Origin of the sequence: Marinobacter subterrani (genome assembly GCF_001045555.1) — a bacterium.
GTDB classification, from domain to species: Bacteria; Pseudomonadota; Gammaproteobacteria; order Pseudomonadales; family Oleiphilaceae; genus Marinobacter; species Marinobacter subterrani.
Map to the genome: position 1 here is coordinate 2,626,948 of NZ_LFBU01000001.1, position 20,198 is coordinate 2,647,145.

Here is a 20,198-nt window from a genome sequence, read left to right on the forward strand (position 1 = left end):
TTGCTTACCCCTTAAGGCTGTCACAGAAGGCCTGGGCCTCGGCTACATCGAGGGTGCCTTCGTAGATGGCACGGCCGGTAATGGCGCCGAGAATGCCCTTGTCGGCCACGGTGGCGAGTCGCCTGAGGTCGTCCATGTTGGTAACGCCTCCGGAGGCGATTACAGGGATACCGCCCTCTTCCGCCAGCGAAGCGGTGGCTTCCACGTTCACGCCCTGCATCATGCCGTCACGGCTGATATCGGTGTAGACGATGGCTTCCACGCCATCATTGGCAAAGCGTTTGGCCAGGTCGGTGGCCATCACTTCAGAGACTTCGGCCCAGCCGTCGGTGGCCACCCGGCCGTCTTTGGCGTCGAGGCCAACGATGATATGGCCCGGGAATTTCTTGCACATTTCGGTGACAAATTCCGGCTCTTTGACGGCTTTGGTGCCAATGATGACCCACTGCACGCCGGCTTTCAGATAGGCTTCAATGGTCTCCGCAGAGCGGATGCCACCGCCGATCTGAATCGGCAGATCCGGGTATTTGCGGGCGATGGCCTGGACGATCTCGCCGTTAACGGGTTCGCCGGCAAAGGCGCCGTTCAGGTCGACCAGGTGCAGGCGGCGGGCGCCGGCTTCCACCCAGCGGGTGGCCATGTCGACGGGATCGTCACCAAACACCGTGGAGTCGTCCATCCGGCCCTGCCGCAGGCGTACGCATTTGCCGTCTTTCAGATCGATCGCGGGAATTATCAGCATTTTCCAGTCCAGTTTGTAAAATTCTCAAGCAACTGCAAACCTGCCCGGGCACTTTTCTCCGGGTGGAATTGCACAGCAAAAATATTGTCTCTCGCCACCGCAGCCGCCAGATCAACCCCGTAGTGGGTACGGCCGGCCATATCGACATTGCCCTCGGCTTCGGCGTAAAAACTGTGCACGAAGTAAAAACGGTCAGCATCAGGAATGTTTTGCCACAGAGGGTGATCAACGGTTTGATGTACCTGGTTCCAGCCCATATGTGGCACTTTCAGGCGTTCGCCGTTTTCGGTGAGGTGGTCACCAAAATAGCGCACTTCCGAAGGGAACAGGCCAATGCAGTCAACGCCACCGTTTTCTTCGCTGCGGGACATCAGGGCCTGCATGCCAACACAGATGCCGAGGAAAGGCCGGTCTTTCGAGACTTCACGTACCAGGGTATCAACGCCCAGGCGGCGGATTTCGGCCATGCAGTCGCGGATGGCGCCGACGCCGGGCAAAATCACCCGGTCGGCTTCGCGGATTTTGTCGGCGTTGTCGGTGACCAGTACGGTGGTGTCCGGGGCGACGTGCTCTACCGCTTTTTTGGCAGAGTGAAGGTTGCCCATGCCGTAGTCGATTATGGCAACGGTTTTCATGGTTGTTGCGGTGTCCTCGGGTGACCGGTTACAGCGAGTCTTTCTAAAACAAGCGGGTTATAGCGAACCCTTGGTTGACGGAGTAATACCCGCCATGCGCTCGTCCATTTCGATGGCCATGCGCAGGGCACGGCCGAAGGCCTTGAACACGGTTTCAATCTGATGATGGGTGTTCTTGCCCTTCAGGTTGTCAATGTGCAGGGTCACCATGGAGTGGTTCACGAAGCCGTGGAAGAACTCCTCGAACAGGTCGACATCGAAGCCTCCCACAGCGCCTCGGGTGTAGGGTACATCCATCATCAGGCCGGGCCGGCCAGACAGGTCGATGACCACCCGGGAGAGGGCTTCATCCAGCGGCACATAGGCGTGGCCATAGCGGCGGATGCCTGTTTTGTCGCCCACGGCCTGTTTGAAGGCTTGGCCCAGGGTGATGCCGATGTCTTCCACCGTGTGGTGGTCATCAATGTGCAGGTCGCCCTTCGAGACGATGTTCAGATCCACCAGGCCATGGCGGGCGATCTGGTCCATCATGTGCTCCAGGAAAGGCACACCGGTGTCGAAACTGGATTTGCCGGTACCGTCGAGATCGATCTCAACGGTAATCTGGGTTTCAAGGGTATTTCGTTCTACCCGAGCCTTGCGTTCGGCCATGGGGACTCCGTGACAATTGGGCGGCAGCACGCCGGAAAAATTCGATCCGGCGATTATACCTTTTATGTCCGCCTGAGTCCCACAACCGGTTTAATCGCTTCGATAGCGCAATGCGGTTAAAACGCCTTCTTGAGGTTATTCATATAGGTATCCACGAGGCCGTTGAACTCGTGCTTGATTACCGGGCTGATTGCCAGTTTCAGCAGGCTCGGCAGCGGCAGGGTCAGCTCGGCACTGGTGTGGAATTTCACGGCAGTGGCCTTGTCGCCTTTCGCCTTGATGGCCCAGGAGCCGCGCACAACGCCGTTGCCCTCCCCCTTCACCGGTTCCCAGGTAATCTTGCCGGCCTCTTTGTCTGAGGAATATTTGCAGGCATACACAGACTGGATCGCGTGCTTGTCGACGCCGACTTTCTCCATTTCCCAGCGGTAGGCGTTATCGCCCAGATCGGTCAGTTTGTGGACCTTGGGAAAGTGGCTGGCCGAGCGCGGCACATCCGCCAGCAGATCAAACACCTCGTCGTAGCTCCCCGGTATTTCAAGTTCCCGGTTCAGCTCAATCGCAACGGTAATAGCCACAGCCAACTCCTTTTAGTGTTTATAGGTTTCAATGTAGTCAGAAAATAAAGGACATGCATTCTGGCCCAACACTACCGCATTGTCATACTCCCGCGCTGTTAATTTGTTAACCCTGCGTTATCCTTTAGGTTATTCGCGCCAGGATTCGCCTCGAATGCCTGCAAGCTCCCAACGTCAGGAAGGAAGCCTTAAACATGAAAGCCGTACGTTATGTACTGATCGCCATCGTTGCGCTGATCATCCTCGCCGTGGCCGCCGTTGCCATCGCCATGGCCGTGATCAACCCCAACGACTACAAGCCCCAGATCGAACAGGCTGTTGAGAAGCAGACCAACCTCGACCTGATCCTCGAGGGTGATATTGGCTGGTCTTTCCTTCCTTTGGGCCTGGAGCTCAATAACGTTGCGGCCAACCTGGAGGGCGAACGCCTGGTTGCCATGGAGAAGCTGGTGGCACAGGTAGATTTCTGGTCGCTGATTGCCATGTCCCCTCAGGTGGACACCTTTGTACTGGATGGCCTGGACGCCCGCCTGGTGGTGAATGAGCAGGGCGTGGGCAACTGGACCCGGATCATGCCCGAACCTGCCAAAGGCGGTGAAAAGCAAGCCGCAGGCGCCGAAACCGCGCAGGCCCCGGAGCCAGCCGGACAACCGGTTGAGCAGGCCGGCGGCGCAGAGCCGCTGAACTTCAACGTGGAAAACGTCCAGGTCAGCAATGCCGAGGTAAAATACATCGACAAAACCACCGGCCAGACCGTCACCCTGGAAGACTTCACCCTCAGCGCCAGCGATATCTCTCCTGGCTCCCAGTTCCCGCTGAACGTGGGGTTCCGTGTGGTCACGACTGACCCGGTGTTTGAGGTGGATGGCACGATCGATGCCAAACTTGGTCTCAACGAGGCCCTGAACGAGTTTTCGGTGGCGGGCCTGAAGGCAGTATTTGACATGACCGGTGCGCCCTTCGGCACCAAAACCGTTACCGCCGAACTGGCCGGCTCCGCCAGCGCCAACCTGGAGAACGAAACCGCCACCCTGAGCAATTTCAGCGCCAGCCTGGCCAATCTGACCCTGAACACCACGCTGAACGTGAAAGGTTTTGGTGACAAACCGGCAATCGACGGCACCCTGGCCATCAACGAGTTCTCCCTGAAGGCTCTGATGGAAAACCTGGGGCAGCCGCCTATCGAAACCCGTGATCCGGACGTACTCAAGGCACTGGCCTTCTCTACCGGCATCGGCGGCCCGGCCGGCAAGGTCGAGTTGAGCGATGTGAACCTGAAACTCGACGACACCACGTTCACCGGTTCCGGCAGTTACACCCTCGCCAACGGCGGCGTTGTGTTCAACCTGCAGGGCGACAAACTGAATGCCGATCGCTACCTGCCGCCAAAAGTGGAGGTAACCGCCGCAGAAACCGTAGAAACCGATGCCGCCAAGGCACCAACAGAGTCTGCAGCGGCTGCGGCTCCCGAGGCCGACCTGCTGCCACTGGAGACCCTGCGCTCCCTGTTGCTGGATATCGATTTCGGGCTTGGCCAGCTGATCGTCAGTAACCTGTCCATTAACGAGATCAAGGCCAGCACCACCGCCAAAAATGGCCTCCTGAAAGTGGATGAGTTCAGCGGCAAGCTGTACGAAGGCAGCTTCGGCGCCAATGCCACCATCGACGCCAGAACCGACAACCCCAAGTGGACCGTGGCTTCAGACGTTTCCAACGTGCAAACCCTGCCACTGCTCGCCGATCTGGCGGAAGTGACCATGCTCGCCGGCGGCGCCAACCTGAAAGTGAACGCCTCCACCACCGGCAATCGCATGTCCGCCCTGCGCAGCAACGCCGATGGCAAGGTGAGCTTCAACCTGGCAGAGGGTGAGTTCCGCAAGTTGAACCTCACCCGCATGGCCTGCCAGGGCATTGCCCTGGTCAACCAGGAGGAACTGACGACCACAGACTGGGGCGCCACCACACCCTTCAATGACATGCGAGGCACCTTCGACATCAATGGCAACATCCTGAACAACACCGACCTGGTGGCCTCACTCGCTGGCATGAAACTGGAGGGTGAGGGAACCGTCGACCTGAGGCAGAACCTGCTGGACTATGAGGCCGGGCTTCGCATTGTCGGAGAGATTCACCGGGATAACGCCTGTCGGGTGACCGAATACGTAAAAAATGCGGTGATACCGGTGGAGTGCCGCGGCAACTTCTCTGAAGAGCCGGCCAGCCTGTGCTCCTTCGACGGCTCCCGCTTCCGGGACACCCTGCAGGCCATTGCCAAGAACGCTGCCCGGGCCAAAGTCGAAGAGAAAGTGGACGAGGCCAAAGCCAAAGCTGAGGAAAAGGTAAAGGAAAAGCTCCAGGACGAATTGGGCGACAAACTCAAAGGCCTGTTCAACTGATGCCCGACAGCTTCGCCGAAAAGCTGCTGCACTGGTACGACAGCCATGGCCGGCATGACCTGCCATGGCACCACAACCGGGACGCCTACCGGGTGTGGGTCTCGGAAATCATGCTGCAGCAAACCCAGGTCATCACCGTTATCCCCTACTTTGAAGCGTTCATGGAACGTTTCCCGGACGTCCATGCCCTGGCCGAAGCCCCGGTGGATGATGTGCTCAGCCACTGGTCCGGCCTGGGTTATTACGCTCGGGCCCGCAACCTGCAGAAAGCCGCGCAAACGGTGGTTCGCGATTTCGATGGCGAGTTTCCACAAACCCGGGAAGAGCTTGAATCACTCACCGGGATCGGCCGCTCCACCGCAGCCGCCATACTGGCCCAGGCCTTCGGCATTCGCGCCGCCATACTGGATGGCAACGTGAAACGGGTACTGGCCCGTTACCACGCCATTCCCGGGTGGCCCGGCCAGACCGCCGTACTCAACCAACTGTGGCAAAGGGCCGAAGAACACACCCCGGAACACCGGGTGCGTGACTACACCCAGGGCATTATGGATCTGGGCGCCATAGTGTGTACCCGCAGCCGTCCGGCCTGTGACAGCTGCCCTCTACAAGAGGGCTGCAAGGCTTACGCCCAGGGTGAAACATTACTCTACCCCGGCTCCAAACCGAAGAAAGCCAAACCGGAAAAGACCACGTGGATGGTAATCCTTGAAGACCGGGAAGGCCGCATCCTTCTGGAGCGCCGCCCGCCAAGCGGTATCTGGGGCGGCCTCTGGAGCCTTCCGGAACTTGACCCGGCCTACGGGGTAGACGAACTTCAGGAAGCATGCGAGCAGAGCCTGGGGCTGGATTGCGCAGAGCCGGAGCTGATCAGCGGCTTTCGGCACACCTTCTCCCATTACCACCTGCACATTCAGCCAGCCCGCCTGAGCGTAACGGGCGGAGCCAACACCGTTGCAGACAAGGATCACCTGAGGTGGCTGCATCGGCATGAAGCGCTGAATCTCGGGCTACCGGCACCGATTCGCTCGCTGCTCACCGAACCGGAGCAAGCCGTCCTGCTTTGAGATGGCCCGCTTGCGCCTTCAGTCGCAACGATCTGTTATCATCACCGCCAGTACCATTTGCCAACAGGAGCCACCATGAGCCGTACCGTTTTCTGCCGCAAGTACCAGAAAGAACTGGAAGGCCTGGACTTCCCGCCCATGCCCGGCGCCCGCGGCCAGGACATTTTCGAGAACATCTCCAAACAGGCCTGGGAAGAATGGCAGGCCCAGCAGACCATGCTGATCAACGAAAAACACCTGAGCCTGATGGAGCCGAACACCCGCAAATACCTGCAGGCGCAGATGGAACACTTCTTCAACAACGAACCTTTCGACAAGGCCGAAGGCTATGTTCCGCCGGAACAATAGCGCCGTATTGATCAAAGCCTGAGCACGCCTGAAAAGATTCAGAAATTTTTCCGGCTCAGCCTTGACTCAAAACATCGAAACCGGTTTAATAGCGCCCCGTTGCACAGCAGACGCGCAACATGCCCGGATAGCTCAGTTGGTAGAGCAGGGGATTGAAAATCCCCGTGTCGGTGGTTCGATTCCGCCTCCGGGCACCAAGATTCAACGACTTAGCCCGCTTCGTGTGGGCTTTGTTGTTTCTGGTGTCCATGAAGTGTCCACAGAGATCTCAGGATCACTTCAGAGACTTCGGGCCTTCCCTGTAGTGGCCTGTTATGCCACCGAATTCGTCGATGACTCTGTGCTCCGCGTCTACCCATTCTTCACGATCATCAAAGTCACCAGATTCACGATACTTTTCCAAGGCATCTGACCTCTCAACTTCAAGATCGTAAATCGTCTTATCACTACTCATAACCACCTCTTTATTCCGTTGCTCAGCGCCACCAAATCAACCATACGGGCTTTGATTGGTAGGCTTAAGTGAAACACCAAGTTCAGAAGCCCTGGAATAAACAGCTGACTCTGTCCTTCCAAGCTTGAGACCAATGACTCGAGTCGGGGTGTTTTCTCTTGCTAGCTTCCTCAACTGCGCATCATCTGCAGAAGTCCATGCATTTCCGGAATTACGCGTAGATTTACTCATCGTCTTCGCCCTCATGAAATCGCACATATAGTGGCCAGACAACAAAACATGCCCACATATAGACATTATCACACTGGCGAAAATTTGACCACCGCATCAAAATGGCTTGGGCTGAGATGGGCATATCTCATCGTCAATTTAATATCAGAGTGGCCGAGGATTTTCTGGAGAGTGAGAATGTCTCCGCCCTTCATGATGAAGTGGCTGGCGAACGTGTGCCGGCATACGTGAGTAAGCTGGCCCTTGGGTAAGTCTATCCCGGCCCTTTCGATTGCTTTCCGGAATGCAGCGCTGCAGCTGACGAATGGCAATTCTTCTATTAGCTCGCCATAGAGCTGCTTCGAGATTGGGACGCTCCTGGACTTGCCGGACTTTGTGTAGTTGTAGGTGACCCGGTGAGGCGTGAAGTTTGACCTGGTTACGCCTTCCGCTTCCGACCACCTGGCGCCAGTGGCCATTGCCAATCGGGTGACGTGGTAAAGGCTGGGGTTGGAGGATGCTTTGCACTCTTCCAGGAGGCGGGTAATTTGTTCCTGGGAGAGAAACGCCAGTTCCTGTTCATCCAGCTTGAACTTCCGAAGCTTTTTTAACGGGTTTTCGTATGCCCATTCGCCTTGCCGGATCAGCTCGTTAAAGACTGCGCTCAGGTACGTATGTTCGTGATTCAAGGTGTTCTCCCCTACCCCATCCTTTTCCATTCTGAGACGGCGATAAGTGGCGAAATCCGATACCTTGAACGACGTTGCCCTTGGGTTGCGTAGCCGATCGGCCATCGCATCCAGTTTGCGCTTTCGCATTTCTCCATCTTTCAGAGTGTGGCCGTGGGCGTCGTACCACTGCTGAATGAGATCCTTCAGACGCCGGCGATCCTTAGAAGGATTCCAGACCTGGTCTTCGGACTTCCGAAGCAGCAGGTGTTGTTCATAGCGCTTGGCTTCGGCCTTGCTGTCAAAGCTTTTTCTAATGCGTTTGGATCCGCGCCCATCCTGGCGGATATCGACCTGCCATCGTCCCGACGGTAGCTTCCTGATCATGCGGCCACCTTGGTCAGTAGTCGTCGTTTTATCAGTCCATCCTGGACGAGCTGGAACAGCTCGTTTTCATAGATCTCCCGTCGTCGGTAGTAGGCGCACAGGTCCTCCCAGAGTCCGGATTTCTTGAGGCAGTCCCAAGCCTGGCGTGGGTTAAAACGGTTGCGTGCATAAATGGACAAGAGATTGCCAAAGGCCAGGGAGACGTTCTTTTCGTTGCCGCAACCGGGTTCCTTTTTTGCGCGTTTGTACATGAGATCCGGGGCGCTGTAGCCGAAGCCGATGTCTTCGCGGAGCTTGGTCCAGATGGGGTGTACCCATTCCCGTTTTACCTCGTAGCGGTTGCCCTGGAGGGCGTATTGCCAGAGGCCGGTCAGGTGCGGTACCGCGTCCATGTAGGTATAGATGGGCTTCATGTTGGGCGTGCCCTGGGAGATCTCGTTCACGATCCGGTGATGGAAGCGGATTTCCAGGCGCCAGACGGGCTTGTCCGGGTCATAGCAGGTGTCCGGAAAGCAGTCGTCGTTACTGGCGCATTCCCAGATGGATTCCATGAAGGCGCGCTTGTCAGAAACGTCGATCTCTTTGGATTTGTCGTAGAGGCAGACTTGCAAACTGTTAGCCTTTCCGAAGGTGTAGGTTTCGCCTCGTCCGTTGACCGTTGAGCCTTCCAGGCCCTGGAAGTGGAAGTCGCTCATACCGTTGTGGACACTGATGGTTCGGGCCCGGGTGACAAAGTGCTGGGCGAAGTCCTGCGGGGGTTCCCAGCCCTGGAAGTCCACGGCCAGGTGTAACGCGATGCCGACCGGTTTGATGTTTGTCAGGAAGTGCATGCCCCACTCGGCCAGCTCGTCGTGGATCTGCTGGCTGGAGCGTTCGTAGAGCCACCTGGGGGAGGTTTCTATCTTGACGTGCGTGCCAAGGGTGTCGGCTTCGGCGTAGAAGTTCTGAAGCAGGATGGTTAGGCCGTATTCCCGGTTTTGCAGGATGTACTTGAAGCCACCGCGTCTGCCGGACTGAAGCCGGAACGGGATGTTCTTGATGGTGAGGGTGGCGTCGTAGCCGGATTCGTATTCCGTGGCGATGTCCGCGAGGATTTCCGGTTTCAGTCGTCCCTGGAACAATTGCCGGACGGTATCAACGCCGGTCCAGAGGACATTGACGTTTTTCAGGTTCACCTGTTGGCCTTCGGGACCGATAAACAGGTTCCCTTTGCCGATTTCACCGGTTTCTACATCGATGCGTTCAAAGTCTTTGATTTTCATCCGTGGCTCACTGTGGTTCTAAGTGGTTAAAAATCGACTACCGTCGTTTTCTATGAGACGTGTTACAGGGACGTCTCTTGCGGTGGCGGCGGCGCGTGGCGGTCGCTCCGCTCGCGCTCACGCGCCGTCGCCCTCCTGCTCTGGCATCACGGTTTGCAGGTAGGAGGAGCGGGGTTGTTCCTCTTCCTGGATCCGCTGGGGCTCCCGGTAGCTGTAGTAGGTGACGAGCTTGCCCTGGATGACGCAGTAGGGTTCCCCGGTCTTGAGGAAGGTTGCGCAGTTCCTGGAATGGATTTTCCGGGTGCCGCGTTCGCCCCAGATCCAGTAGATGTCGTTGACCTGGCCGACGATCCGCCATTGATCGGACAGGGGAAGCCAGCCGGGTTCGATTTCGTGTTTGACCTGGTACGGCGCCCTGCCCTCCAGATTGGCTTTGACCGCCCGGGTTGCCCTTAGTGTTTGGGCGCTTCGGGTGGTGGTGATCGGTTGCGGGCTGGCGCCGGGTGTTGTTTGATGGCCGGACGGGGTTGTGGGGTCTGTGGGCTCTTCAGCGTTGAAGTAGCCGATGACCTGGTAGACGCCGAAGACCATGATGGCGATGGCCACGGGGATACCGACTTTGATGAGCGGGTGTTTAAGAACGTTGGCGCGGTCGTCGGCCTTTTCTTCCATGCCGGCGGCGAAGTCGGTTTTGTTGCGGGTGTGACTCTTGTAGTACTGGTAGATCTCGGGCTTGTAGGAGCCGTAGAGCTGGCGCATGGGTTTGCCGGGTTTCTGGCCGGTGGCGGCGCCCATAAAGACATCCACCCGGTATTTGTTCTTCTGGCCGATGGCGGTGAGTTTCACGGCTCGGTAGGTTTCTTCGACCAGGCCCCGGACGAAGGCGCAGAGCTGGGCCAGGTCCTGGGTGACGAGGACGATTTCGTTGGTGCGTCCATCCGGGCCGACGTTGTGGCGGTGTTCGGTGAAGAACTCTTTCTGGCATTGCGGGATGTTGGTGGCTTTCATGCCGCTTTTCCAGAATCGCCAGGCTTCGTCGATGATCCAGATGACGCCGGCCGGGTGGCGTTCCAGGTCGAAGAAGGTGGGGTCGTCTTCCGCTTCTTTGTTGTCGAACAGGGTGACGTTGCCCTGGGGATAGTCGTCGCTGAGTCGTCCGAGCTTGAGCGGGATGTTGGTGATGATGTGTCTGCCGGCTTCCAGGGACGGGATGACGACGTTTTCGACGACGCCGTAGCTCTTTCCCGATCCTGGCAGGCCTGAGTATCCAACGATGGACATGGTTGACTCTGACCTCTTTTTTTATCCGATGAACGGGATTCGTCGGAGGATGAAACGGGCGGTGAGCGCGGTCATCATGGCGGTCAGGCCGTAGTCGAATTCGAAGACGGTGAGGAAGTACAGCAGCTGGCCGCCCAGGCCGTTGAAGATGCTTTGCAGGTCGGCGATCTGGATTTCAGGTATCCAGGTGAGCATGAGCTCCACCGCATCGACCAGGAGGCCGAACAGTTGGCGCGGTACCCAGAGAATGATGCTGATCAGTGCGTCGATGAGTTTCTGGATCATGGTCAGGCCCTCAGGAAGACGAAGACGGCGGCGATGGTCCATACGGCGATGAAGAGCATGGAGAGCAGGCCGCGGTTCTGGTTGAGTATCTGGCAGTGGCTGTCGATCGGCATGGCCGACCAGTAGTCGGTAGCCGGGATGGTCCACACCGGGCAGGTGTTGTTGCTGGCGATGTTGGGGATGGTGGTCACCGCCTGGATGGTCGGGTGGTTGCTGATGCTGTTCTGCAGGCGCTGGCTGCTTTCGGTGAACGTAGGCGCATCGCCGAGGCCGTCGGTGTTGTAGCCATCAGCCGGGCCGTCGAGTTTGGTGTTGATCTGTTCGAGGGTCTGGTTGGCGGTGCCCAGGCCTTCGTTCAGGTTCTCGTTCACGCTGTCGAGGGCTTCGCCGACTTTGTCCAGGCGGTTGTTGGTGCCCTCGAGCTTGGTGTTGGTGTCGCTGATGCCGTCCCGGACTTTATCCAGCCCCTTATCGACGCTGGTGGGGTCGTTGGCCCGGTCGTACTCGTCGGGCTGGCCGTCACCGTCGGTGTCGGTGTTGGGCTCTTCCGGGGTTTCCGGCTCTTCCGGGGCGTCGTTGACGGATTCGCAGACGAAGCCGTATTCGTCGATGACCAGGGCGCCGTCTTTTGGGCATGTCGGGGGGCCGTATTCGTCCGGGATGCAAGCCGGGATTCCGTTGACCACACCAAAGGAGCCACCTTCGCATTGCATGTTGGAAGTGCAGAGGTTGTGCTTGGTGGCGCCGTTGCCGATGAAGCCTTTGTAGTCGGGGGAATCGGCGTTGCATTCGTCGGCGTTGTCGCCGGTGTCCTGGAGGCAGACGCCGTTCAGTTGGCCATTGGGGCAATCAAGGACACAGCGGCCGTATTCGGCGTCGTAGATCTGGCCGTTTTCGTAGCATTCTTCAGGTTGTTGTGGGGCGCGGCATTCGCCAGTGTCCGGATCGATGAATTTTGGAGCTAAACAAGGCTGAGGCATATCAGAGGTACAGGTATTACCAGATGAAGCCGAGCAATCAACAGCGTCCGCAGGAAGATCACCGCTCCAGACATAACCATTATGGCGGTCATAGCTGGTATAGCCGGGGCCGACATAAGCCGGCACACCTTCTGATTCCCACCTATCCAAAAAATCATTAATCGTAGAAGCGGGGCACGGATTAGGTCCGTATACACAAAGGGTAGTGTAATGAACCCAATTGGCAGAAGCGGTAGAGGCAAACAGGCAGAGCCCCAGGATCAGACATCCTTGAACAAGTAGACGCACAACGCGACCCCCATCATGAAGAATGTCCAGTCCCAGAGCTCTGCCATTTCTGCCCCCTTACTTGAGCATGCTCAGGAGCAGGCGGGCGCCTTTGCGGACGACGTAGAAGCCGGCCAGTACACCCACAATCGCGGTGACGGCGGTGATTTCACCGCTGAAGTCGATGGCACCGGTGACGGTGGTCCAGTCGGCGGCGTTGGCGGCGGTAGCGCCGAACAGGGATACCAGGGAGGTACCTGCCATGGCGGACAGGCGGCGGAATTTGCGAGCCTTGGCGGCTTCGTATTTCAGTGCGTTCATAGTGTTTACCTCAGCATTTTCAGGACTTGACGGCCGCCCCATGCGACCGCCATGAGTGGCAAGGTCACGGTGAAGCCCTGGAAGAGGGCTTCGGTGATCATTGCCGGGGTGTACTCGACGGGGATCGTGTACACCACCTGGGTGATAGCGCCGGCGCAGTCCCAGCCTGTGGCTGTCATTGTCCAGTCGCCGTCACACAGGATTGCTTTGCTCACCGGTCAGTCTCCTTTTCTCTGCCCGGTTAAGCGGATTTCTTGATGGGTTCCTGGGGCTTGAGCTCCAGGGCCTTGAAGGTGATCTTGCCGCCCTGCCCGGCTTTCATCTGGGCCTTGACGGTGAACATGGCCGGGAGGCGTTCGGCGTGATTGCGCAGCTGGTCGATGTGTTTCCAGTCGCACGCGATTTTCATGACTTCGTTGCCGACTCGGTTGTCGTCGTCGGCTTCGGCTGGGGAGTAGGCCCACAGGGAACCGCCCCGGTTGCCGTCGATGTCGTAGCGGGTGGCGCCGATGATCATGAGGTTCAGGTAGTTTTCCATTGCGTGTGTCCTCTGGTTTTGGTTTCGGGTGTTGCTGTTGCTTGGGTTGTGATTCCCGGGTGCTCCGGGAGGCTTAAAACTGGGTTCTGCGACCCCTTACGGGGCGGGCTCTACTCGCTGCGCTCCTGGGCACTAAGGTGCCCACCCTTACGGGTGACGATCCCTGTCGCCTGCCGCGCTCCGCTTGCCTCTTGTGCTCATGGTTCGGAATCAAGGGGCGGCCGTCCTCCCCCGACATCCTCACCACTCCGGATGCGCACTGTGGACCAGCCAGAGCCCGCCACAAGGCCAGGGGGCCTGCGGCCCTGGCGCTGCGCGCCAGCCTTGTAACGGTCACTGTCCGGCCCCCTTTTCGTGCGCGAGTGGTGACGATGACGGGGGCGGACTCGAAGGCTTTTCAGGGGGTTGGTCCTGAGTGCCAAAGGTCGGGCAGCCAGCCTCCAGCCATGCGGTCAGGACGGAACCTCCGAGGGTCCAGAGGTCGGTGCCTCGCTGGATGGCTTCCTGTTGGAGCTGGAGGTAGATGGAGGACGGGGCGCAGACATAGAAACGGCGCTCTTTGTCTTCCACCTGGTCTTTTCGTGGTGGGATATGGCTCATGGTTGCGTCTCCGTGACGGTGGGAAGATCCAGGTGGCCGCAGTCCCAGGCGTCCCGCAGTTGTATAAGGCGGTCAAAGGCCGGGCTGTGATGGCCGCTGGCTTCCAGTTCGTGGATCAGGGCGTCGGTGAAGCCGGCTTTGCAGCGGGCCATATAGTCGCACGGGTAGTCGGTGCGGACTTCCTGCAGGTGGCTCAGGCGCTGCAGGAGATTGTCAAAAAGGCCTTCCAGAGCCTGGGCAGTGAGCGCAGAGGACGGACGAGGGCCCTGGAAGGCAAAACTGGCCGTATTGATGGCTTTGCTGGTGTCGTGGCGGTGGTATCTCATGTCGGGACCCCCATGCCGTCGAGCTTGTACCGGGGAAATTTAGGGTGGTCTATGCAACCGAGTTCCAGCCAGATCGGGTTGAAGTACTGGAGGCTCTTATCCAGGAATTGCTGGAACACTTCCTCTTCGGTGGCATACATGGGCACTTTCATCGGAAGGCCGTAACGCCAGCCGCAGGGAACAGACACGAAGTACTCCACTTCGTTATTGCGGAAGTCCCGATAGCCGGTGCGGTTAAATTGCAGGTACACGCGATTGTGTATCCGGGCAAAGGCACCGGGAGCCGTGGCATTGTCGAACAGGTCCAGGGTTTCGGCGGTATTCATGCGGCGGCCCCTTCTGACTTTACCGTCCACACCCAGTTCCAGGCAGTGGCACCGTGGTAGGAGTCGCCGCCAATCGCGAGGTATTGGTTACCGCGACGGTCTACGGCTATACAGCACGGCTCCCATTCTTCAGGGCTTCGAAGTTCATTCATCCAGCCCGAGACCTGACCTTGAAACAGGACGACCACGCCTCGGCCCTGGAGCTGGGGGCGCTCGTCCAGGTACTTGCTTGCCAATTGGCGGTTCTGGGCGGCCAGTGCCGGGTCCACCGGAGACTGGGTGGCTTTGGATGCGTGTTCCGGGGCAGGTTTGATGGTCAGGCCCTGGAAGGGTTTAAAGGCTTGACCCAAGGCCCAGGCTTCGAAATCCACAACGGTGTGCTGGAGCGTGAAACGGGACAGGGCGTTTACCCAGTCCATGGTGTAGTTGTAGAGGCCGTCGTCCAGGCCGCTGAAGGCGGCAGCCATGCCTAACAGCTTGGTGATGCTGTCGCAGTACAGTTCCCATTGGCCGCTCTTGTAGAAGTCGAGAGCGCCTGTCACGACCACCCGGATTTCCTGGAACTTCTGCTCGCGAAGGTCCGGCGCGATCAGGCCGGGAAAGTGGTTGTGAAGATCCCAAGTCATTGCCAGTCCTCCTGGTCCAGGGCCTGCTGAGACAGGGCGGCAATGTTGACCATGCGCACCCGACCGATCTTGAGTGAAGGCAGATGTCCTTTTTCGATCTGGCCCCTGACCTGCCCTTCCGTTAAGCCCGTTAGCTGGGCGTCGCGGTCCTGGGTCATGACGGGGGTTGCGATCAGAATGATTTGCTTTTGCTCGTCCACTGTTTTGCACTCTGCTACACTGAAATCCACTTATTCACTCAGTAACTTCGACTAAGTACTGAGTACTTTTTACTTACTCTAGCAGAGTGAGTACATTTTACTATTTTAAGTTAACTATGATCAGAGAACGGATAATAGAAATCTTCGATGTACTCGACCTGACCTCCAAGCGAATGGAGGAGCTGACCGGGATCGACCGGTATAAATGGGGAAACATTCGAGGGAAAAAACAGAAGGTGAACGAAGATTACCTGGAAGCTCTAAACCAGGTATTCCCGCAGTTTTCCTTCTGGATCATGACAGGACAAACAATCCCGGAAGCCGGACAAATTAGTCCGGAGATGGAGAAAGCACGGAAAGAGAACAGCCTGAAAACAGGATAGGTTTCAGCCTGGCGGCAAGAATCGCCAGTTCCTGGTATGGAGACCGACGAGGGGAACGACAAGAACAAAAGGGCTAGCCGTCGTAGTGTGTGGTGACGGCTTCAGGCGACAACAAATCAACCGAATAGAACTAAGGAAATCGGAATTGTAAATCAGCTGACAACAGTTTAGATTTTAACCATGAATTAAAAACTGTAGACCGGAAACCAAGTTGGTCAGATGAAAATCACTAATAAAGGCTCTAAACGAATAACGATAAAAAACCTAATACTTATATTTTAATAAATTTTCAAGCCTCAAAAATTGAAACAAATCAGAGACTCTAAAATTTATAAACAAAAGTCACTGAAACTTGATTTGATACTTATAAAAAATCTTTTCAAACTCCAAGAACCATTCTGTACGAACAATATCGCCGAGACAACTGTCATCGTCAATCAAGTTCAACAAACGCTTTCTATCCAAAAGAACATTACCACTTACACCCCTAATATTTTTCCACTGGCCAGTAGAATCCCGATAGCAGATAGGAATGAACACAACATTAAGTGGATTCTGTGATAACGAGAAAAAAGGTCTAAAACTCTCTGGGTGAGCTTCGAATGTTTTAGACGGCCAATCATCTTCTCTAGCAGCACACTGACCAAAGAATGCCATAGTGCTGGGGGCCTCGTCTGGAAAAGGATAAACCCCAACAACATCCAGCCCACCATCTCCTGCGTGGCTCTGATCTCTACAATACTCTTCGTGAACACTTAAAGCCTTTAGCAACCCACCAAGACAAATCAAAGCTTCTCTAGCATCTGTGCCAAAAACAGTTTTACGATCATTTGAATTCGCGTCAAAATTAAATATCGACCACTCCCCAGGGAGCATGAAGCGACTAGCCAGCACACATATTTCGGTGAAACAAGCGGCCCACTTCCCTCTGTGGGATCTTTGAAACGACCGCAACCTGGAACAAGCTAAAAGAAAGGTATAAGCCCGATGCGAATTTTCGAGTTGAGGCTTCAAGCGAATACTCCTACCTGAAACCAGAAAGGGATAGGAGGCCCCGAAATGCGCTTCCCGGAACTCAAAATGAGTCCAGAGATCCTCAATTCGCCTCTGTTTATGAAGCTTTTTCTCCGCATCGTCTTCTAGAGAATCGAGTTCTTCCTCGTCCTTGATTTCTTCAGGATGAATAGCACTATCGCGAATCAAATCGTCTACATCTGCGGGCGTGTAACCAACGTAAGCGCCACCAGAAACCAAGAGGATCAACTCAACGACATCTGCTAGCAAATGAGGAGTACCGGGATGTAACTCTCCAAGCTCAAAACGCATCGTCATCCTCAGACGCTTGTCTTTGCTTATCTTTTAAGGTATTCCCAATTAACTTGATATTTTCTCGCATACTTCGAGCCAATTCCAAGAGCTCATCCTCATATCTTACATGCGCGACAACAGAGGCAGCTTGAGATATAAGAGCTTCGGCTTCATACAAAGACTGTTTCAAGTCCTCAGTCACGCCCTCAGTTTGCCTGTGAGCGTATTCAAGGCTTGCGCCATCTATCAATATCTTCGTTGCTTTTTCGTTCTTTAGAACATGCGAAAGCTGCCTGATATTTCTTGACTCACCTAAAACACTCTTACCATTTTCCTTCTTCTCATATATCCACCTACAAAGCTGATATAAGTTACGAACATCTATAACACCTTGATTTATTATCGGATGGACTGGAAAAAAATCGCCGTTATCATCCTCTTCACAAATCCCAACATAACGACCAATATTACTGTCATTTATGGCCGTCATTAGTACGCCAAACTTTATAGATGACTCACTTAAACCAGGAATTCCAAAATAGCCGTTTTCCTCAATGACTCTATACGCAGCCAATGCATCCAAGTTACGCTTTATATGATCGTAACGGGAACCGATTTGCTTCGCCACAAACCTGTAACGATCTTCGGGAGAGTCAGCCTCACTGGAGAGAACAAACAATTCAAATATATACCTAGCTTTTGCAAGAGGCTCCCACTCTTTAACACCAGTAATGTGCCTATAACCTAAATAAGGTATTACTGCCTCACGAGAGTCACGCACAATAACCGGGATGGTGCTAGGACGATGAATCGCATTATCGTATATTTCACGTAGTCTTAAACCCGGATGCTCAATTATATCTATATCTTGAAGTATTTTAACTGCGGTCAATCGCCGATTACCCTCAACAACCACGTATTTTTGAGTATCATCACCGCCTTCTTTTTCTGAGCCAGAAGGATGCGGAACAGCGATAACCGGCTCGCCGGCAAAGTAGCCGTTTTGAGCAATAGCGCTTACCAAGTCTTCAATACTTGTCTGGGACGCCATATAGCCCAAGATTTCCCGATCCGTTCTCTCTATAGACTCAGGTAGCCTCGGATTCCTCGGATCAAGCAAGAGGTCATTGATATCAACATATTGAATCTCATGATCTTGAGACATAAGGAAACGATCCCACGAACGAATTAATTAATTATATCAACTATTTTTCGACTGACAGACTCGAAGAGTTGAGGAGGAACAGCATTGCCCACGACTCTATACTTTTCCCGCAATGATGCCGTTTCAGGAAAAACCATTGACTTAGGAAACCCCTGGAGCCTCGCCGCCTCTCTGAAAGAAAAGCGTCTTGCAGGCCGATCTTCGGACCAAACCCACTTATCAGTGTGAATTCGCGTAAGGCTCGGACTGACAGGGTGCAGGGGCATATGACGAGGGTGACTGACTATAGTTTTGCTCGTTTCGCCCCAGTCTCTTCTTCTGTTTCTAGATAGGTAATACCAGTGAAAAGGCTCCGTCCAATACTCCCCTTCAGGCCAATCGGGTAAATCACCTATAGCTTCCCTTATCGTTACGTACCCACTCTGTTTCTTCGGACCGTGGGTCGCCTCGGGAAAAACGAAGGGGCAGCCAATGTCAGAGCGAAGGCCGACAATGAGAATTCTTTTTCGCTCCTGCGGAGTTCCGTAATCCGCCGAGTTCATTATTTCCCAAGACACCCGATAACCACAAAAGCGAAACTGTGTGATCTGGGCACGCAGAAGATGAGAAAAATCCGCTCTTTGCATTCCAGAAACGTTCTCGACAACAAAGGCTTTGGGCTTTATTTCTTTAAGTGCCCTTACGAATTGCCGGTAAAGGTAATTGACTTTACGATCAGCCTTTCTGGCGCCACCTTGGCTAAACCCTTGGCACGGATAACAACCAACTAAAAGATCAGCTTTCGGAAAGGATTCTATATCAGCGACATCATTTACCTGATAATCCGTTTCGGGAAGGTTTGCGAGGTACACGTCTCTCGCGTATGGCAGAACATCGTTCGCAAACTTTACTTCCACACCGGCCTGGTGAAGTCCAAAGTCTGAACCTCCACAACCAGTAAACAGTGAAACCGCCGTAACCATGGATAAGCGCCCTAAACCTATGATATTTCGATATTATAGACTACAACCGCCAAAACGGCCAGTCCGAGACAGGTAGCGTAGGCGAGACCAGCATACGGAATAAACGGCAAAACCGAAACTTGAATTCAAAAAAGCGAATATTGGGCAAAAACGTCAACACCAGTCCAGTGTTTCTGATTAAGCAGACGACGTTAGAGGTTGACTCAGCATCAGCGGACTTTGAAGCGTTCTGGCACCGAATACCGTGGAACATTTAGATGCACCGGTGTCCTCAGAGTGTCCACGCCCTTGCGCTTTTAAGTGGTTATGTGTGGCACTGTTTTTCCGTAAGTACCTGATTGTGCAACCATGTGGAATTTTATGACGGTCTAGCATAGGATTGAAAATCCCCGTGTCGGTGGTTCGATTCCGCCTCCGGGCACCAAGATTCAATAACTTAGCCCGCCCTTGTGCGGGCTTTGTTGTTTCTCGGGCTGCATCTACACAAGAATAACCAGCCACGCCACCACAATCATCACGAGCCCCACGAACTGGGCCGCACTTCCCATGTCCTTGGCATCTTTGGACAGCGGGTGAAGGTCCAGGGAAACGCGGTCCACCGTGTTTTCAATGGCGGTGTTCAGCAGCTCGATTGCCAGCGACAACAGGGGAACCACCATCAGAATGGCGCGCTCGGCCCGGGTAATATCGAGCGAAAGTGCAATAGGCTGCAGGATAACGTTAATCAGCACCAGCTGCCGAAACGCGGCTTCTTTGAGGAATGCCGCTTTGAAGCCCATCATGGAATAGCTGGTGGCCCGCAGAATGCGGAGCACACCTTTCTGACCTTTCAGGGAGGATGCATTCCCGGAGTTGAGTAAATCAGACATAAACGATGAAAACTCTATAGAGGAAGGATTTTCGTAACACCACCCATCAGGCAGCCTTGCGAAAATCCTCCATCCGAACGGTCTTGTCGCGCTGGCGGCGGTACCTGGTTTTATCCTCGACCACTCGCATCTGATATTTGGGAGTCTTCAGATCACGCTTGATAGCGCTTTCCTGTATGGGCTTTGCCCGCTTTCTGGCCATGGGATGTCTCCTTGTGGCAGGTTTTAACAACTGAACCCGGATTCTATCAGGTTATAGAACTATTTTTCCGCCGGCATTATCCGCAATACCGCTCACTCAGCCAGCGCATTTATACCTATTGCCGGAACCTGTGGCACCATTGATTCTTGTGTCGCCGGAAC

General features: G+C 55.2%; 27 protein-coding genes and 1 tRNA gene. 5 read left to right on the forward strand and 23 right to left on the reverse strand.

Annotation, left to right across the window (positions count from 1 at the left end; all coding sequences use genetic code 11):
• Positions 1 to 4 precede the first annotated feature (4 nt).
• From hisA to msub_RS12270, 4 genes are all read right to left on the reverse strand, one after another.
• On the reverse strand, positions 5 to 742 hold the full coding sequence (gene hisA / locus msub_RS12255; protein WP_048496278.1) for a 1-(5-phosphoribosyl)-5-[(5-phosphoribosylamino)methylideneamino]imidazole-4-carboxamide isomerase: 738 nt from the start codon (positions 740 to 742) through the stop codon (positions 5 to 7).
• A complete protein-coding gene (hisH, locus tag msub_RS12260) occupies positions 736 to 1,377 on the reverse strand; it encodes an imidazole glycerol phosphate synthase subunit HisH (protein WP_048496279.1) in 642 nt (213 codons plus the stop codon). The genes hisA and hisH overlap by 7 nt, the downstream gene beginning before the upstream one ends.
• A gap of 57 nt (positions 1,378 to 1,434) precedes the next feature.
• Positions 1,435 to 2,028 carry an imidazoleglycerol-phosphate dehydratase HisB gene (hisB, locus tag msub_RS12265; protein ID WP_048496280.1) on the reverse strand — a complete coding sequence of 198 codons (594 nt, stop codon included), beginning with the start codon at positions 2,026 to 2,028 and terminating at the stop codon, positions 1,435 to 1,437.
• Between the two features lie 116 nt (positions 2,029 to 2,144).
• Positions 2,145 to 2,606, reverse strand: a complete 462-nt coding sequence (locus msub_RS12270) for an SRPBCC family protein (RefSeq protein ID WP_048496281.1) — start codon at positions 2,604 to 2,606, stop codon at positions 2,145 to 2,147.
• A gap of 194 nt (positions 2,607 to 2,800) precedes the next feature.
• On the opposite strand from msub_RS12270, the gene msub_RS12275 reads away from it, so the two are divergent.
• The 4 genes from msub_RS12275 to msub_RS12290 all read left to right on the forward strand — a co-directional run bounded on the left by msub_RS12275 (position 2,801) and on the right by msub_RS12290 (position 6,614).
• On the forward strand, positions 2,801 to 5,002 hold the full coding sequence (locus msub_RS12275) for an AsmA family protein (protein WP_048496282.1): 2,202 nt from the start codon (positions 2,801 to 2,803) through the stop codon (positions 5,000 to 5,002).
• Positions 5,002 to 6,069: an A/G-specific adenine glycosylase gene (mutY, locus tag msub_RS12280; protein ID WP_048496283.1), complete on the forward strand. Its 1,068-nt coding sequence runs from the start codon at positions 5,002 to 5,004 to the stop codon at positions 6,067 to 6,069. The genes msub_RS12275 and mutY overlap by 1 nt, the downstream gene beginning before the upstream one ends.
• A gap of 75 nt (positions 6,070 to 6,144) precedes the next feature.
• The gene (locus tag msub_RS12285) at positions 6,145 to 6,417 is read left to right on the forward strand and encodes an oxidative damage protection protein (protein ID WP_048496284.1); all 273 of its coding nucleotides are present in this window, start codon (positions 6,145 to 6,147) and stop codon (positions 6,415 to 6,417) included.
• 121 nt (positions 6,418 to 6,538) lie between these two features.
• Positions 6,539 to 6,614 (forward strand) — tRNA-Phe (locus msub_RS12290).
• A gap of 77 nt (positions 6,615 to 6,691) precedes the next feature.
• On the opposite strand, the gene msub_RS12295 is transcribed toward msub_RS12290, so the two are convergent.
• From msub_RS12295 to msub_RS12360, 14 genes are all read right to left on the reverse strand, one after another.
• Entirely contained in the window at positions 6,692 to 6,871 is a 180-nt protein-coding gene (locus tag msub_RS12295; RefSeq protein WP_048496285.1) for a hypothetical protein, read from the reverse strand.
• 299 nt (positions 6,872 to 7,170) lie between these two features.
• A complete protein-coding gene (locus tag msub_RS12300; protein ID WP_048496286.1) occupies positions 7,171 to 8,136 on the reverse strand; it encodes a phage integrase in 966 nt (321 codons plus the stop codon).
• Complete coding sequence (locus tag msub_RS12305) at positions 8,133 to 9,398, reverse strand: hypothetical protein (protein ID WP_048496287.1); 1,266 nt, start codon at positions 9,396 to 9,398, stop codon at positions 8,133 to 8,135. Before msub_RS12305 ends, msub_RS12300 begins: the two co-directional genes overlap by 4 nt.
• Positions 9,399 to 9,515: 117 nt before the next feature.
• Positions 9,516 to 10,679 carry a zonular occludens toxin domain-containing protein gene (locus msub_RS12310; protein ID WP_048496288.1) on the reverse strand — a complete coding sequence of 388 codons (1,164 nt, stop codon included), beginning with the start codon at positions 10,677 to 10,679 and terminating at the stop codon, positions 9,516 to 9,518.
• 21 nt (positions 10,680 to 10,700) lie between these two features.
• Positions 10,701 to 10,964 (reverse strand): DUF2523 family protein, encoded by a 264-nt coding sequence (locus tag msub_RS12315; RefSeq protein ID WP_048496289.1) that lies wholly within the window; start codon positions 10,962 to 10,964, stop codon positions 10,701 to 10,703.
• 2 nt (positions 10,965 to 10,966) lie between these two features.
• Entirely contained in the window at positions 10,967 to 11,944 is a 978-nt protein-coding gene (locus tag msub_RS12320; RefSeq protein ID WP_048496290.1) for a hypothetical protein, read from the reverse strand.
• Positions 11,945 to 12,289: 345 nt separating this feature from the next.
• Positions 12,290 to 12,532: a major capsid protein gene (locus tag msub_RS12325; protein ID WP_048496291.1), complete on the reverse strand. Its 243-nt coding sequence runs from the start codon at positions 12,530 to 12,532 to the stop codon at positions 12,290 to 12,292.
• Between the two features lie 5 nt (positions 12,533 to 12,537).
• The gene (locus msub_RS12330; RefSeq protein WP_048496292.1) at positions 12,538 to 12,747 is read right to left on the reverse strand and encodes a hypothetical protein; all 210 of its coding nucleotides are present in this window, start codon (positions 12,745 to 12,747) and stop codon (positions 12,538 to 12,540) included.
• 26 nt (positions 12,748 to 12,773) lie between these two features.
• Entirely contained in the window at positions 12,774 to 13,070 is a 297-nt protein-coding gene (locus msub_RS12335) for a hypothetical protein (RefSeq protein WP_048496293.1), read from the reverse strand.
• A 333-nt stretch (positions 13,071 to 13,403) separates the two neighbouring features.
• Positions 13,404 to 13,670, reverse strand: a complete 267-nt coding sequence (locus tag msub_RS12340) for a hypothetical protein (RefSeq protein ID WP_048496294.1) — start codon at positions 13,668 to 13,670, stop codon at positions 13,404 to 13,406.
• Positions 13,667 to 13,996, reverse strand: coding sequence for a hypothetical protein (locus msub_RS12345; protein ID WP_048496295.1), 330 nt, complete (start codon positions 13,994 to 13,996; stop codon positions 13,667 to 13,669). Before msub_RS12345 ends, msub_RS12340 begins: the two co-directional genes overlap by 4 nt.
• Positions 13,993 to 14,322, reverse strand: coding sequence for a hypothetical protein (locus msub_RS12350; protein ID WP_048496296.1), 330 nt, complete (start codon positions 14,320 to 14,322; stop codon positions 13,993 to 13,995). Before msub_RS12350 ends, msub_RS12345 begins: the two co-directional genes overlap by 4 nt.
• Positions 14,319 to 14,948 (reverse strand): hypothetical protein, encoded by a 630-nt coding sequence (locus tag msub_RS21825; RefSeq protein ID WP_197083832.1) that lies wholly within the window; start codon positions 14,946 to 14,948, stop codon positions 14,319 to 14,321. Before msub_RS21825 ends, msub_RS12350 begins: the two co-directional genes overlap by 4 nt.
• Entirely contained in the window at positions 14,945 to 15,148 is a 204-nt protein-coding gene (locus msub_RS12360) for a hypothetical protein (protein ID WP_048496297.1), read from the reverse strand. Before msub_RS12360 ends, msub_RS21825 begins: the two co-directional genes overlap by 4 nt.
• Before the next feature lie 116 nt (positions 15,149 to 15,264).
• Between msub_RS12360 and msub_RS12365 the strand changes: the two genes are divergently transcribed.
• Positions 15,265 to 15,531, forward strand: a complete 267-nt coding sequence (locus tag msub_RS12365; protein WP_048496298.1) for a hypothetical protein — start codon at positions 15,265 to 15,267, stop codon at positions 15,529 to 15,531.
• Between the two features lie 342 nt (positions 15,532 to 15,873).
• On the opposite strand, the gene msub_RS12370 is transcribed toward msub_RS12365, so the two are convergent.
• From msub_RS12370 to msub_RS21830, 5 genes are all read right to left on the reverse strand, one after another.
• Positions 15,874 to 16,857 (reverse strand): hypothetical protein, encoded by a 984-nt coding sequence (locus msub_RS12370; protein ID WP_048496299.1) that lies wholly within the window; start codon positions 16,855 to 16,857, stop codon positions 15,874 to 15,876.
• The gene (locus msub_RS12375) at positions 16,847 to 18,004 is read right to left on the reverse strand and encodes a ParB/Srx family N-terminal domain-containing protein (RefSeq protein WP_053077957.1); all 1,158 of its coding nucleotides are present in this window, start codon (positions 18,002 to 18,004) and stop codon (positions 16,847 to 16,849) included. Before msub_RS12375 ends, msub_RS12370 begins: the two co-directional genes overlap by 11 nt.
• A gap of 23 nt (positions 18,005 to 18,027) precedes the next feature.
• Complete coding sequence (locus tag msub_RS21180) at positions 18,028 to 18,966, reverse strand: DNA cytosine methyltransferase (RefSeq protein ID WP_082146483.1); 939 nt, start codon at positions 18,964 to 18,966, stop codon at positions 18,028 to 18,030.
• Between the two features lie 479 nt (positions 18,967 to 19,445).
• On the reverse strand, positions 19,446 to 19,835 hold the full coding sequence (locus msub_RS12380) for a diacylglycerol kinase (protein ID WP_048496300.1): 390 nt from the start codon (positions 19,833 to 19,835) through the stop codon (positions 19,446 to 19,448).
• A 46-nt stretch (positions 19,836 to 19,881) separates the two neighbouring features.
• Entirely contained in the window at positions 19,882 to 20,037 is a 156-nt protein-coding gene (locus msub_RS21830; protein WP_197083833.1) for a hypothetical protein, read from the reverse strand.
• Positions 20,038 to 20,198: the final 161 nt, after the last annotated feature.

Coding starts and splice junctions, on each gene's coding strand:
- hisA (WP_048496278.1), bottom strand. CDS start 742: ATGCTGATAATTCCCGCGATCGATCTGAAAGACGGCAAATGCGTACGC.
- hisH (WP_048496279.1), bottom strand. CDS start 1,377: ATGAAAACCGTTGCCATAATCGACTACGGCATGGGCAACCTTCACTCT.
- hisB (WP_048496280.1), bottom strand. CDS start 2,028: ATGGCCGAACGCAAGGCTCGGGTAGAACGAAATACCCTTGAAACCCAG.
- msub_RS12275 (WP_048496282.1), top strand. CDS start 2,801: ATGAAAGCCGTACGTTATGTACTGATCGCCATCGTTGCGCTGATCATC.
- mutY (WP_048496283.1), top strand. CDS start 5,002: ATGCCCGACAGCTTCGCCGAAAAGCTGCTGCACTGGTACGACAGCCAT.
- msub_RS12285 (WP_048496284.1), top strand. CDS start 6,145: ATGAGCCGTACCGTTTTCTGCCGCAAGTACCAGAAAGAACTGGAAGGC.
- msub_RS12295 (WP_048496285.1), bottom strand. CDS start 6,871: ATGAGTAGTGATAAGACGATTTACGATCTTGAAGTTGAGAGGTCAGAT.
- msub_RS12300 (WP_048496286.1), bottom strand. CDS start 8,136: ATGATCAGGAAGCTACCGTCGGGACGATGGCAGGTCGATATCCGCCAG.
- msub_RS12305 (WP_048496287.1), bottom strand. CDS start 9,398: ATGAAAATCAAAGACTTTGAACGCATCGATGTAGAAACCGGTGAAATC.
- msub_RS12310 (WP_048496288.1), bottom strand. CDS start 10,679: ATGTCCATCGTTGGATACTCAGGCCTGCCAGGATCGGGAAAGAGCTAC.
- msub_RS12315 (WP_048496289.1), bottom strand. CDS start 10,964: ATGATCCAGAAACTCATCGACGCACTGATCAGCATCATTCTCTGGGTA.
- msub_RS12320 (WP_048496290.1), bottom strand. CDS start 11,944: ATGCCTCAGCCTTGTTTAGCTCCAAAATTCATCGATCCGGACACTGGC.
- msub_RS12325 (WP_048496291.1), bottom strand. CDS start 12,532: ATGAACGCACTGAAATACGAAGCCGCCAAGGCTCGCAAATTCCGCCGC.
- msub_RS12335 (WP_048496293.1), bottom strand. CDS start 13,070: ATGGAAAACTACCTGAACCTCATGATCATCGGCGCCACCCGCTACGAC.
- msub_RS12340 (WP_048496294.1), bottom strand. CDS start 13,670: ATGAGCCATATCCCACCACGAAAAGACCAGGTGGAAGACAAAGAGCGC.
- msub_RS12345 (WP_048496295.1), bottom strand. CDS start 13,996: ATGAGATACCACCGCCACGACACCAGCAAAGCCATCAATACGGCCAGT.
- msub_RS12350 (WP_048496296.1), bottom strand. CDS start 14,322: ATGAATACCGCCGAAACCCTGGACCTGTTCGACAATGCCACGGCTCCC.
- msub_RS21825 (WP_197083832.1), bottom strand. CDS start 14,948: ATGACTTGGGATCTTCACAACCACTTTCCCGGCCTGATCGCGCCGGAC.
- msub_RS12365 (WP_048496298.1), top strand. CDS start 15,265: ATGATCAGAGAACGGATAATAGAAATCTTCGATGTACTCGACCTGACC.
- msub_RS12370 (WP_048496299.1), bottom strand. CDS start 16,857: ATGCGTTTTGAGCTTGGAGAGTTACATCCCGGTACTCCTCATTTGCTA.
- msub_RS12375 (WP_053077957.1), bottom strand. CDS start 18,004: ATGTCTCAAGATCATGAGATTCAATATGTTGATATCAATGACCTCTTG.
- msub_RS21180 (WP_082146483.1), bottom strand. CDS start 18,966: ATGGTTACGGCGGTTTCACTGTTTACTGGTTGTGGAGGTTCAGACTTT.
- msub_RS12380 (WP_048496300.1), bottom strand. CDS start 19,835: ATGTCTGATTTACTCAACTCCGGGAATGCATCCTCCCTGAAAGGTCAG.
- msub_RS21830 (WP_197083833.1), bottom strand. CDS start 20,037: ATGGCCAGAAAGCGGGCAAAGCCCATACAGGAAAGCGCTATCAAGCGT.